Genomic DNA, 11,738 nt, shown 5'->3' with positions numbered 1-11,738 from the left:
GTTCGGCCGCGCCAAACCCGACCTCCTGCGCAAGCGAATCCTGCTCGCTCATTGAAGATCGACATCTTGGATTTCACGGAACTCGCGACAGAGCCATACAGCAGTGTCCGTTGACAACCGGCACTACAGGTAGACGGCTCCACTGAGGGAACTGGGCGGTGATCAACCGCTTCACCAGGGCAGCGTCGATTCCCGCACGCCCGTCCGGCACAGCTGTAAGCACCCGCTGATCCTCACCGCTGAGGTCGTACCGGGCAAGTGATTAAAGACGCGAGACACATCTGAATGTCTGGAGAACCGCCGAACACGGCGCACCACGATGCGCACCGGTGCGGCGGCCGGGAGTGGACGACATCGTCGGTGCGCGCACCGGATGCCTCGATGTCCCGCACGCCCCACCGGCCGGTGCTCGCCGAAGTGGAGTCCACCCGATGTCGCGGTGGAGTCCCCGTTATGTTTTTCGCGGTCCTGCAATGGGGCCGCTGGCCTCCGGGCCCGGCATGACTGTGTCCCCCTGTCGAAGGCATGACCTGGGGGGTGGTGTCACCGGGCTCGGGAGGTGCCGTCGGAGACGCTGATGAGAGGTCCGGCCACTGCCCGGTCCGGCGCAATGCCGGACAGCTCGCGGGCGGCAGGTCTGCATAACGTGGATGCGCGCGTACGACACCACCGCCGAGGCCGGCACGTTCAACCCGCCTGGAGGGGCGCGATGTTCGACACCGAAGACGTGGGGGTGTTTCTCGGCCTGGACGTCGGCAAGAGTGCTCATCACGGGCACGGGCTCACGCCGGCCGGGAAGAAGGTCCACGACAAGCAGCTGCCCAACAGTGAGCCGAAGCTGCGGGCCGTCTTCGACAAGCTGACCGCGAAGTTCGGCACCGTCCTGGTGATCGTTGACCAGCCTGCCTCCATCGGCGCCCTCCCGCTGGCCGTGGCCCGGGACGCAGGCTGCAGGGTCGCCTACCTGCCCGGCCTCGCGATGCGCCGGATCGCCGACCTGTATCCGGGCGAGGCGAAGACCGACGCGCGCGACGCGGCGGTGATCGCGGACGCGGCCCGCACCCTGCCGCACACCCTGCGCTCGCTGGAGCTCACCGACGAGATCACGGCCGAACTGACCGTCCTGGTGGGCTTCGACCAGGACCTCGCGGCCGAGGCCACCCGCACCTCCAACCGGATACGCGGCCTGCTCACCCAGTTCCACCCCAGCCTGGAACGCGTCCTGGGCCCCCGCCTCGACCACCAGGCCGTCACCTGGCTGCTGGAGCGCTACGGTTCTCCGGCCGCACTGCGCAAGGCCGGACGCAGACGCCTCGTCGAGGCGATCCGGTCCAAGGCCCCGCGCATGGCCGTCCGGCTGATCGACGACGTCTTCGACGCGTTGGACGAGCAGACCGTCGTGGTCCCGGGGACCGGCACCCTCGACATCGTCGTGCCCTCCCTGGCCCACTCGCTCGCCGCCGTCCATGACCAACGCCGGGCCCTGGAAGCCCAGATCAACGCCCTGCTGGAGGCCCACCCTCATTCCCCGGTCCTGACGTCGATGCCCGGCGTCGGCGTCAGGACCACCGTCGGCGGCGGCACCAGCTTCCCCACCGCCGCCCACCTCGCCTCCTACGCCGGACTCGCCCCCACCACGAAATCCTCCGGCACATCGATCCACGGCGAACACGCCCCACGAGGAGGAAACCGGCAGCTCAAACGCGCCATGTTCCTCTCCGCCTTCGCCTGCATGAACGCCGACCCCGCCTCACGCACCTACTACGACAAGCAACGCGCCCGCGGCAAAACCCACACCCAAGCCCTCCTCCGCCTCGCCCGCCAACGCATCAGCGTCCTGTTCGCCATGCTCCGCGACGGCACCTTCTACGAACCCCGCATCCCCCAGGCGACGGCTGCATGAACCAGCCCACAGGAAGGCTGATGCATCAACACCTTGGGTCCTCTGCCCATGCCGAGATATCTGCGGCCCCCCGACGGACAGCTTCTTCCGGGTCCCGGGCGAGCTTCCCGCAGACCGCTGCGATGTCCGGCACACCGCCCGGTCCCACGAGCGCGTCATGCACCCCGGTCTGCAGCCAGTCGGCCTGGTTGTTGTCAGCCTCGGCAACCGCGAGAGCGATAAGCCTTATGGCGGCCACCGTCCCCACCCGGGTCAAAGCCTCTGCCGTCTGCCGGGTCACCGCCGTGTCCTCGACATCCAGCAACAGCCCCACCAGCGCTTCCGCAGCCTCAGAAACATCAGCGAAGGAAGCAAGGTCACGCCCGGAACGAACACGTTGCGTCCACGCAGGAGACGACGCCTCGGCCAAGGCTGCCTCCAACCCACTCGTCATCTCTGGCACGACCAGACAGTCTCACGCCCCACAGAGAAGATCGACCCCCGGGCAGAGGCCGCCCAGACGCTTGACGAAAAACATAGAGGCACCCCCCCCGGAGCCCACCCCGCATGGGCCCTACTCCCACCGGTCGGGCCCATGCGGTGGGCTCCGCACTCCAGGCGTCGCGTCGTCCACCGCGTCCAGTCACCACGAGTACCGGCGGTGCAGGCGTGCGGCGCGCCACGGGTTCGCCCGGCCACCCGGGTACTGGCGTGAGCGTCGCCGGATCGGCGGCGGCTTCGGCGACGGGTACAGCGCCGCTCGCAGCCGGCTGGCGTTAGCAAGCTGCTCCAGACGCTCCCGCCGTTCCGGTGAGAGCTGCATCAGGACCAGGTCGACCATGATTCCTCCTCGTTGACGGGGGCGGTTCCCGTACTCTCGCCACGCACTGACGTCTCCGGTGCCGGAGCGCCGGGCACGTCCCGGGTTCTGGCGCGGCACCTTCGTCCTCCGTCCCGCCGGACGGGTCCGCGGCGCGTCACGGCTGGTGGCCTTGGCCGGGGCCGGGCTGCTGGTGCTGCTGGTGCTCCTGGCGGCGCCGGTCGACCGGACCGGCCGTGTCGGCGGCCGGGGCCGGGATCTCCCCGTCCTCGATGGCGCGGCGGCGGGCGTTGGCCGCGCGGGTGACGGCGGCGAGCCGGTCCAGGTTCTCCGGCGTGCGCATCCACGTCGCCGGATCGGTCGTACGGCCCTCCAGATACTCCTTGGGCATCGCGGCCTGCTGGTGGGCATGGACGGCGGCGGCCCGCTGCGCCGGGGCGAGCGCGGCGTCCCGGCCCGGGTGGTCGACGCCGTGCGGCGCGTCTGACGCCTGGTCGTGGTGGTGGCCGTCGGTATGCGCGGAGACCGCCGCGGCTGCGGCCGGGGCGTCGTCCCGTGCGGCGGCGGGCGCGGGGCGGGCGGCGCGGATCGCGTTCTGAACGGCGAGGCTGGCGACCCGGGCCCGCTCGTACCGGCTCGACTCGCGCGGCGGCTTGCCATCGGTCCCGGCGATCCACCAGCGACCGGGCCAGGCGAAGTCGGCGGTGTAGGTGAGCTGGTCGGCAGCCGGGGTCCGGCGGCCAGGCTGGGGAACGGTGAACTGACGGGAGTAGTCGGACAGGGCGCGGCCCGCGATGTATTCGTCCAGGCCGCGGGTGAACTCCTGCCCGCGCAGGGTCTCCAGCAGGTGCCGGCGGGCTTCGGCCAGGACGTGGCGGCGGGCGAAGGTGCCGCGGACGGTGGAGACGACCGCGGCGACGTCGACGGCGGCGAGCGCGGCATCGACCACCGGGTCGACCCGGGCCCGGATCGCCGCACCCTCTGCCCGGCAGCGTTGGAGGAGCCCTTCGACCATCGCGGCGCCGAACGTGAGGAGCGCGGACGCCCGCCACCACGCGAGGAGCTGCTTCAAGGGGCGCGGGGTCTTCTTCTCGGGGCGGGTGTCCTGCGCCGCCCACCACCCGAGGCCGTGGCGGGCGCGCTCGCCGGGCAGCCGGCCGTGCTTGTGCGCGTACTGGTAGGTAAGGCCCTCCAGGACGTCCTCGATCCGCTGACGGCGGGTGGAGGACCAGTCGATGAGCTCGGAGTCGACACCGGCTATCTCCATCACCGGGCGCAGGCCCGGCGTCACCTCCCGGGGCACCGTCGCCAGTCCCAGTTCCTCGCACACCTCGGTCGTCATCGCGAGGGTGTAGAGCGTCCCGGCCGCCACCACATGCCGGTAGAGCCGGACCGTGTCCAGGGCACCCTACTTCGGCTGTAGGCCCGCAATCGGAATGTCCCGTTCCGCTGTAGTGGTCTGCAGGTTTTCCGTATGTCTCATTATGTCTCATTCAGGGGACACCTCTCACCGTCTCACGATCTCGTCCCTTTGAGGCTGGTCCGCAAGCTGGAACAGGACCTGGACGGCGAGCTCCTGGTCCCCGGCGGTCAAACACACCCCATGCAGCTCACCGGCCTGGGCAAGAAGGTCGTGACCGCCGCGGCGCCGTATACCGACCAGTTCGGTGATCTCCACGGACCACGTCACAAGCCGAAGGCGCTCGCCTCGCCCGAGCTGCGATAGCCCGTGGGCATGAGCAACGGTGAATCTGGGCGATCCTCCTGCGCGGGCCGCGAGGAATCTGGATCATGGGAGGGGGTGTTCCTCGCCCGCGTCGAGGAGCTCGGTCACGAGCCGACGGGCGTACGCGGCATCTAGTCCGGCCGGGCGGAAGAGGATGCGGTACATCATGGGGGCGACCACGCGATCCATCGCCGTCTCGACGTCGGGAGTGTTCTCCTCGCGGCCGATCGCGCGGGCGAGTATGACGTCGACCTGTTCGGCCGCGTAGGCCGAGCACCGACCGGCGTTGCTGCCGTCCGGGTCGCCGAGCAGAGCGTCACGGATGTAGGCGCGGCCGGAGGGGGACGACATCTCGTCGAGGAACTGTTCGGCCCAGGCCGTCAGGTCGGACAGCAGGTCGCCGTGGCTCTCCGGCGCGGTGTCGGGCCGCAGGCGCTCCACCGCGACGTCTGACAGCAGCTCCTGAAGGTCACCCCAGCGGCGATAGATCGTCGAGGGGGTGACTCCGGCGCGCTGGGCGACCAGCGGGACGGTCATCGCGTCGCGGCCCCGCTCCGACAGGATTTCGCGGACAGCGGTGTGCACCGAAGCCTGGACCCGTGCACTGCGCCCGCCGGGGCGCACCATCGGCCTACGATTCATGACTCCACCTTAAAGCACGGTTATTGCGTTTAGGAGGAGCATGCCGGCTCGACGGCGGCGCCAGGGCCCCCTTGCCGGTCTCCTCGCTGCGGGCATCCGGGCCTGATCCCGACCGGAGCCGAACGCATATGGGCCGGGCCGGACGGTTCCGGCCCGGCCCATATGCCGTTCTCAGGCGGTCGGCGCGAGCGATCGGGCGGACTGCGTCCGCTTGTAGGCGTGGCTCACCCGCAGCAGCTGCCGCTCGGCCGAAGGGCCGTCCGAGCAGCTGCATGCCGATCGGCATGCCCGCCGTGTCGTGGCCCACCGGGACGCACAGAGCGGGCACTCCGGTGATTACGCAGCGTGCCCTCGTGGTAGGCGGTGGCCTCCGGCACCATCAGCCCCCACTGGGTGGCCTGGATGTACCGGGTCATCGGGATGCCGATCTCGACGAGATGGGCGCCGAGCGTCTCCAGCTGCGCGATGCCCCGGCGGACGGTGGTCTCCACCTCCGCGTCGACATGGTCGAAGTAGTAATTGCGCGGCACCCCGACGCCCCCGCCAGGTCCGGCTCCCGTTCCGGCCGGTAGTCGGCGGCGGGGGTGTCCAGCGAGGCGGGGTCACGCGGGTCGTGCCCGGCGAGGACGGTCAGGACCAGGGCCGCGTCCTCGACGGTGCGGGTGACCGGGCCGACGTGGTCCAGCGACCAGGACAGCGACGTGACACCGTGGCGTGGCACCAGCCCGTAGGTCGGCTTGAAGCCGACGACCCCGTTCAGCGCGGCGGGAACCCGGATCGACCCGCCGGTGTCGGCGCCGAGGGCGAAGGTCGCCGCCCCGGCCGCCACCGCGACGGCGGACCCGCCGCTGGAGCCTCCCGCGAGCCGGCCGCGGTCCCAGGCGTTGCCGGTCTCGCCGACAGCACGGTCGCCGCCCGGCTGCGGGCCGCAGGCTCCGTCCTGGTCGGCAAGACCCACACCCACGAGTTCGCCTACGGCCTGACCACCCCGCGCGGCGCGGTGGCCGGCCAGGACCCGGGAACTGGCGCTGGTGGCCGAACCGGCGACGTCGATCAGGTCCTTGAGCCCGGCCGGGACGCCGTGGAGCGGCCCCCGGAACACGCCGCGGGCCGCTTCCTGCTCGGCCTCCCGCGCCGCGCCGCGCCGCGGGCCTGCTCAGCGGTGACGGCGACGTACGCCTTGACGTGCGGGTCCACCTGGTCGATGCGGTCGAGGACCGAGTCCACCAGCTCGACGGGGAACAGCCGACGGGCCCGGATCTGCTGCGCGGCGTCGGCGAGGGTCAGCTCATACGGCTGCATCGCGCTTCTCCTTTCCGGCGCGGTAGGCGCTGGCGGGCGGAGTGTCCCCGAAGTCCAGCTCGCGCAGGACCGCGACGACGGAGTGGATGTGGCAGGCGGTGGCGGCGACCGCGGCGTGGCCGTCATCGGGCAGCGGAAGCCCGGCATGGGCGGCCCAGCGGGCGGCCTCGGGCGGCGTGAGTTCAACGGAGGGCACAGGTTTCTCCTGATCAGGGGGCGTGGCAACGAAGCCCCCACGGTAAAAGCTAACAGTTTGCTTTAGCCTGCCGCAGGCCCTACGGTTGGGTTAAAGCAAATGCATTGCATTTACGGAAGGAGTTCCATGCCCGGCGTCATCTCCGACGTACAAGCGGTGGCCGACGCGCCCGCGATCTCCGACGCGCCCGCGCACGTCGCTCACCAGGCCACCCGTACCCGCACGGCTTCTTTCGCCCTCAACGTGTCGATACTCGTGGCCCTCCTGGCCGCGTCCAGCGCTCCGACCCCGCTCTACCCTCTCTACCAGGACCAGTGGGGCCTCTCCGCGCTCGCCGTCACCGTGGTCTTCAGCGCGTACGCCCTGGCCCTGTTGCTGGCCCTGCTCACCACCGGAGCGCTCTCCGACCACCTAGGGCGACGCCCCGTCCTGGCAGGAGCCCTGCTCATGGCGGCTGCCTCCATGGTCCTTCTGGCCTCAGCGGATGGCGCCGGCTCCCTGACCATCGCCCGGGTCCTGCAAGGAGTGGCCACCGGCGCGGCCACCAGCGCCGCGGGCGCGGCGCTCCTCGACCTGGAAAACCCCCGGCGCCCGGGCCGGTCCGCCCTGGCCAACAGCGTCACCCCGGTCGCCGGCATGGCCACCGGCGTAATCGTCTCCACCCTGCTCGCCCGTTTCGCCCCCGCCCCCACCGTCTACGTACTGCTGGCGGCGTTGTTCCTCGCCCAAGCGATCGCGGCCACCTTCACCACGGAGACGGCCCACCGCCACGCGGGAGCGCTGCGGTCGCTGCGCCCGCGGGTCAGCGTCCCGCCACCGGCCCGCCGCGCCCTGCTGGCCGCGGGCGCCGCTATCGGCACCGTCTGGGCGCTGGGCGGCTTCTACTCCTCCCTCGGCCCGGCCCTCGTACACCTGGTGGCCCCCGACGCCCCGCAAGCAGCCCGCGGCATGGTCTTCTTCGCCCTCAGCGCCACCGCCGCGCTCACCGTATGGGCGCTGCGGCGAAGGCCGCCCCGCGCCACGGCGATCGGCGGCTGCCTGTCCGTCCTGCCCGCCGCGGCCCTGACCCTGAGCGGTCTGCACGGCGCCGGGCTGCCTGCCGTCTACGGCGGCGCGGTGCTGGCCGGCATCGCCTTCGGCGCCGTTTCCCAGGGGGCGCTGCGTATGCTCCTCGCCTCGCTCGACGAGCGGGACCGCGCCGCGACACTGGCCGCCTACTACATCCTCAGCTACCTCTCCATGAGCCTGCCCGCTGTCGCTGCGGGCGCCGCCACCCAGCACTACGGGCTGGGGACCACCTCACACGCCTACGCCATCACCGCCGCTCTCCTCGCTTTGGCGGCCCTGGCGGCGCTCACCGCGTCACGACGCGGGGCGGCCCGCCCCGAAGCCGACCGCTCCCACTGAAGAGAACAAAGGAAACGACACACCATGCACACCTCCCCCGCCGCCACCCTCATTCCCTCCTGGACCGTGGGCGGCGTCACCGTCCACCGCGTCGACGAAGTCGCCCTGCCGCCCGCGACCGGATCCTGGCTGCTGCCCGACGCCACCCCCGAGGTGGTGACCGCACAGGACTGGCTGCACCCCCACTTCGCCGGCCAGGACGGGATTCTGCACATCGACAGCCACAGCTTCGCGTTCGTCGTGGACGGACTGCGCGTTCTCGTCGACACCGGCATCGGCAACGGCAAGGAGCGGGCCAACCCGGCCTGGCACCACCTGCGGACCGACTTCCTTCAGCGCCTCACCGCCGCCGGTTTCCCCCCGGACTCCGTCGACCTGGTGATCCTCACCCACCTGCACGCCGATCACGTCGGCTGGAACACACGGCAGGTGAACGGCGAATGGGTCCCCACCTTCCCCAACGCCCGCTACCTCACCTCCCGCACCGAGCGGGAGTTCTGGGCCACGTACGACATGGAGGAGGCACGCGAACAGATGTTCCGCGACTCCGTGATCCCGGTCGAACAGGCGGGTCTGCTGAGCACGGTCGACGTCCCGCACAAGGGGGCCGAGATCGCCCCCGGCCTGCGCTTGATCCCGACACCCGGCCACACCCCCGGCCACGTCGCGGTGGAACTGACCAGCCAGGGGGAGACGGCGCTGATCTCCGGCGACTGCGTCCACCACCCCGTCCAGCTCGCCCACCCCGTCATCGGCGCCTGCGTCGACATCGACCCACGGCAGTCCGAGGCCACCCGCCGCAAGCTGCTCGGCTCCCTCGCCGGCACGGACACCCTCCTCCTCGGCACCCACTTCGCACCGCCCACCGCCGGCCGCGTGATCACGCACGGCAACGCCTACCGGCTGAAGCCCGTCCCCGCTTCCTGATGCCGTTGCCACGCCGTCTCGGTCACCGCAGGTATGGCCCAGCCCCTCGGACCCCACCAGGGCCGCTCCTCTCGAATTCGCCCGCCAAGGCCGAACACGCCAGGGACACGTACGCGAAAGGCGTCTACCAGGACGGCGCCCGCAGAGATCAGCCCTCCCTCGTACGGGGGATACCCGGCCCGAGTCGATGGGTTTCCCGCGCTGGAGCCGTATCTGGCGGGGATCGAATCGGACGACGCTGACCTGCAGGGTCACCGTGCCCGGCTCGAGGCCCGCGTCGCGGGCGAACGCCGTCAAGGTGGGATTGCGGACTGCTTCCAGAAAGCGGCGCAGACTGCGCTGTCCGCCTTTGGTTCCTGCCGCCGGCCGCAGCAGAGCGGGCAGGCGAACCAGCCTTGCTGCCACGGCGGCGGTTGTACGTGGCCTCCGCCGAAGATGTGCCCGCACGGGAGGGTGCGCCGCTTGAGCCGCCGCCGCTCCAGCTCCTGAAGCCACCGACACGCCGTCCCGCGACCGGGCAGCTTCACCTCGCCCTCGCCGTAGCGGGCAACGAGACGAGGTCCGACGGCACGGATCACCTTCCCCCGGGTCGGCTTCAGCTCCTACCCGTGCTCGGCCATGATCTCCAGAGCCATTTCCACCCACCGCACATCGGCCCGGCCGAGCCCGCCCATGTCGCCGTTCCCGCGATCCGGGCCGCTGTGCACGAGCCCGGCTTCCAGGTCGGCGTGGAAGGCGCGACCCACCGCTTGATCGTGCGCGCGCTCACACTCAACTCCGTCGCCTTTGCCTCGTATCGCTCCAGCTTGGGCACGGTGGCCGCGTACTGCGGCCGAGGCTCGCCCGGCTCCGGCAGCTCGTCGCTGCCTGACCGGAAGCCGGTCAGCACTTGGGCGGCCCGCTCCCTGACTTCTTCCAGCTCCTCCTCGCTGAGCTGGGCCCGTAGCGCCAGCGGCCAGGCCGCGGCCCATCCATCGCCCGGCCGGGACACCGGCCTGCTCCTGCGCGGCGCGCAGCGGCGTGCGCGCCGGGCGGCGGCCGTCGCCGACGACGGTCTCGCGCAGGTAGTAGCGGTACATCCGACCGGCCCGGACGATCTTGATATCCACTGTCATGGAGACCACGGCACACGGCCCTGACCAGTGAGAAAAGACCGATCAGCAGGACGTCCCGCCCAGCGGGAGCAGTAGCCGGACTTTCTTCTCAGGCGCCCGCCGGGCGGGAAGCCGCCCCGGGCCGGACACGAATGTCATCGCTCTACCGGACGACACCACCGAGCATCATCGGGCGCCATGTAGCGCCACTGAGCGCCACCGAGTTGCAAGACGCCCACTGCCAAGGAGCGCCGCTCTCATCAGCCCCCGGCAACCGCCCGGGGCTTCGTCGTGCGCCTGGAGGAAACCACCGTGCCCACCTTCGAGACCCTTCCCCGCTTCACCGCCGACCTCCAGCACCTCACCCCCGCCCAGCCCCGGCGCTTCCGCCGCGTCGTCCTCCAGTCGTTCGTACCCGACCTCGGCACGGGCCGGCCCTTCCGGGCCGTCCTGCGCGTCAAGCACATCCAGCGAGCCCCGGCGTCTTCGAGCTCACCTGGGCACCGGACGGACGCGCGACGTGGTCGTACGGCCAGGCCGTGCTCCCCGGGGCCCGGCACGTCGTGTGGCGCCGCATCGGCACACACGCCGGCGTCTTCACCACGCCCTGACGGACGTGAGCAACGGACTGGGCCAGGTTGGGCACCAACCGTCCGAGAGCTGCGCCGCGCGGCCCTCGGCACGGCGCGGATAACCTGCCTGGATGAAGCGGATTCAGCGGGTCGCCGGCGCGGTCGTCGGCTCGGCGGTGGGTGACGCTCTGGGCGGCCCCTTCGAGTTCGGTCCTCCAGGAGCGTTCTCCGCGCGGTTTCCCGCGTCTGGTGCCGGTGGCGAGATGTGCGGAGGCGGTGGCTGGGACCCCGGCGAGGCAACTGACGACACGCAGATGGCCGTCCTGGTCGCCGAGTCGTTGCTGGTGCGGGGCGGACTGGATCTGCCGGACATCTTCGGCCGCTTCCAGCGGTGGGCAGCATCGGAACCGAAGGACATCGGCTTGCAGACCGAAGATGTCCTGACCAACGGCATGCCCTGGGACCTCGCCGCCGCGATCCATTTCCAGGTCAACCGGCGAGCTGCGGGAAATGGTTCCTTGATGCGGGCATCGACCTCCGCGGTCCACTTCGCAGCCGCCGGCCGAGAAGCCACCATGGACGCGGCCCGCCGCATAGCTGCCCTCACCCACGGTGACCGCGCGGCCTGGGAAGGCACCGCGATCTTCCATGAACTCATCCGCGTCACGTTCGAGGGCACCGCCCCCCTCGCCGCGCTCCCGGACATCCTGGCTCTTGTCCATCCCGACCACCGCGGCCGATACGCCACCGTTCTCGCTCCCGACTGGCATCCCGATCAGGCGACTGAGTTCAACGGTGCCGTCTGGCCCTGCCTGGGCTCCGCGGTCTGGGCCCTGCGCACCACTTTCAGCTTCGAAGACGCGATACGCGCGGCGATCGACCTCGGCGGTGACACGGACACCGTCGCCGCCGTGGCCGGAGGCCTCGCGGGGGCGTACTACGGGCTGGACTCGATCCCCGCCCACTGGACCCAGCCGCTCCACGTGCCCCTCCCAGGATTCGATGGGCGGGTGCTGCACCTGGCGGATCTGCTCCACCTCGCACACCGCCTCGGAGGCTGAACCGGGTCGTGGGGGGTGGCTCGAGAGGAGGACATGAGGAGGAAAAACGACCACGCCGGCCGCCCACACAGAGCAGAACCCCACGACCCCGCACAGGCGGTGGGTGGGG

11 protein-coding genes and 1 pseudogene are annotated in these 11,738 nt (G+C 71.1%); 6 read left to right on the top strand and 6 right to left on the bottom strand.

Annotation, left to right across the window (positions count from 1 at the left end; all coding sequences use genetic code 11):
* Positions 1–709: 709 nt before the first annotated feature.
* Positions 710–1,903, top strand: a complete 1,194-nt coding sequence (locus tag ACFXPL_RS36165) for an IS110 family transposase (RefSeq protein ID WP_384927416.1) — start codon at positions 710–712, stop codon at positions 1,901–1,903.
* Between the two features lie 25 nt (positions 1,904–1,928).
* On the opposite strand, the gene ACFXPL_RS36160 is transcribed toward ACFXPL_RS36165, so the two are convergent.
* The 3 genes from ACFXPL_RS36160 to ACFXPL_RS36150 form a co-directional block, all read right to left on the bottom strand.
* Complete coding sequence (locus ACFXPL_RS36160; protein ID WP_384927418.1) at positions 1,929–2,336, bottom strand: hypothetical protein; 408 nt, start codon at positions 2,334–2,336, stop codon at positions 1,929–1,931.
* 189 nt (positions 2,337–2,525) lie between these two features.
* Positions 2,526–2,723 carry a hypothetical protein gene (locus ACFXPL_RS36155; RefSeq protein WP_384927415.1) on the bottom strand — a complete coding sequence of 66 codons (198 nt, stop codon included), beginning with the start codon at positions 2,721–2,723 and terminating at the stop codon, positions 2,526–2,528.
* Positions 2,724–2,859: 136 nt separating this feature from the next.
* Positions 2,860–4,104, bottom strand: coding sequence for a relaxase domain-containing protein (locus tag ACFXPL_RS36150; protein ID WP_384927417.1), 1,245 nt, complete (start codon positions 4,102–4,104; stop codon positions 2,860–2,862).
* A gap of 129 nt (positions 4,105–4,233) precedes the next feature.
* Here ACFXPL_RS36150 and ACFXPL_RS36145 point away from each other — a divergent pair, with 129 nt between their 5' ends.
* Positions 4,234–4,428, top strand: a complete 195-nt coding sequence (locus tag ACFXPL_RS36145) for a hypothetical protein (protein WP_384927414.1) — start codon at positions 4,234–4,236, stop codon at positions 4,426–4,428.
* Positions 4,429–4,491: 63 nt separating this feature from the next.
* Here ACFXPL_RS36145 and ACFXPL_RS36140 read toward each other — a convergent pair whose 3' ends face one another.
* The 3 genes and pseudogenes from ACFXPL_RS36140 to ACFXPL_RS36130 form a co-directional block, all read right to left on the bottom strand.
* Positions 4,492–5,070: a TetR/AcrR family transcriptional regulator gene (locus ACFXPL_RS36140; protein WP_384927413.1), complete on the bottom strand. Its 579-nt coding sequence runs from the start codon at positions 5,068–5,070 to the stop codon at positions 4,492–4,494.
* Positions 5,071–5,241: 171 nt separating this feature from the next.
* Positions 5,242–6,372 (bottom strand): annotated as a pseudogene (locus ACFXPL_RS36135) (amidase).
* The gene (locus tag ACFXPL_RS36130) at positions 6,359–6,568 is read right to left on the bottom strand and encodes a hypothetical protein (protein ID WP_384927412.1); all 210 of its coding nucleotides are present in this window, start codon (positions 6,566–6,568) and stop codon (positions 6,359–6,361) included. Before ACFXPL_RS36130 ends, ACFXPL_RS36135 begins: the two are co-directional and overlap by 14 nt.
* Before the next feature lie 126 nt (positions 6,569–6,694).
* On the opposite strand from ACFXPL_RS36130, the gene ACFXPL_RS36125 reads away from it, so the two are divergent.
* The 4 genes from ACFXPL_RS36125 to ACFXPL_RS36110 all read left to right on the top strand — a co-directional run bounded on the left by ACFXPL_RS36125 (position 6,695) and on the right by ACFXPL_RS36110 (position 11,629).
* A complete protein-coding gene (locus tag ACFXPL_RS36125; protein WP_384927411.1) occupies positions 6,695–7,975 on the top strand; it encodes an MFS transporter in 1,281 nt (426 codons plus the stop codon).
* 24 nt (positions 7,976–7,999) lie between these two features.
* Positions 8,000–8,902: an MBL fold metallo-hydrolase gene (locus tag ACFXPL_RS36120; RefSeq protein WP_384927410.1), complete on the top strand. Its 903-nt coding sequence runs from the start codon at positions 8,000–8,002 to the stop codon at positions 8,900–8,902.
* A gap of 608 nt (positions 8,903–9,510) precedes the next feature.
* Positions 9,511–10,041 carry a hypothetical protein gene (locus tag ACFXPL_RS36115; protein WP_384927409.1) on the top strand — a complete coding sequence of 177 codons (531 nt, stop codon included), beginning with the start codon at positions 9,511–9,513 and terminating at the stop codon, positions 10,039–10,041.
* Between the two features lie 658 nt (positions 10,042–10,699).
* A complete protein-coding gene (locus ACFXPL_RS36110; RefSeq protein ID WP_384927408.1) occupies positions 10,700–11,629 on the top strand; it encodes an ADP-ribosylglycohydrolase family protein in 930 nt (309 codons plus the stop codon).
* Positions 11,630–11,738 lie beyond the last annotated feature (109 nt).

Origin of the sequence: Streptomyces sp. NPDC059092 (assembly GCF_042756365.1) — a bacterium.
Classification (GTDB): Bacteria; Actinomycetota; Actinomycetes; order Streptomycetales; family Streptomycetaceae; genus Streptomyces.
The sequence above is the reverse complement of the archived record's forward strand: the minus strand, read 5'-3'. Positions and strand labels throughout refer to the sequence as shown.

Excerpts from the sequence above, each read along its gene's own strand:
- ACFXPL_RS36125 (WP_384927411.1), top strand. The coding sequence starts at position 6,695 with ATGCCCGGCGTCATCTCCGACGTACAAGCGGTGGCCGACGCGCCCGCG.
- ACFXPL_RS36110 (WP_384927408.1), top strand. The coding sequence starts at position 10,700 with ATGAAGCGGATTCAGCGGGTCGCCGGCGCGGTCGTCGGCTCGGCGGTG.
- ACFXPL_RS36120 (WP_384927410.1), top strand. The coding sequence starts at position 8,000 with ATGCACACCTCCCCCGCCGCCACCCTCATTCCCTCCTGGACCGTGGGC.
- ACFXPL_RS36165 (WP_384927416.1), top strand. The coding sequence starts at position 710 with ATGTTCGACACCGAAGACGTGGGGGTGTTTCTCGGCCTGGACGTCGGC.
- ACFXPL_RS36160 (WP_384927418.1), bottom strand. The coding sequence starts at position 2,336 with ATGACGAGTGGGTTGGAGGCAGCCTTGGCCGAGGCGTCGTCTCCTGCG.
- ACFXPL_RS36140 (WP_384927413.1), bottom strand. The coding sequence starts at position 5,070 with ATGAATCGTAGGCCGATGGTGCGCCCCGGCGGGCGCAGTGCACGGGTC.
- ACFXPL_RS36155 (WP_384927415.1), bottom strand. The coding sequence starts at position 2,723 with ATGGTCGACCTGGTCCTGATGCAGCTCTCACCGGAACGGCGGGAGCGT.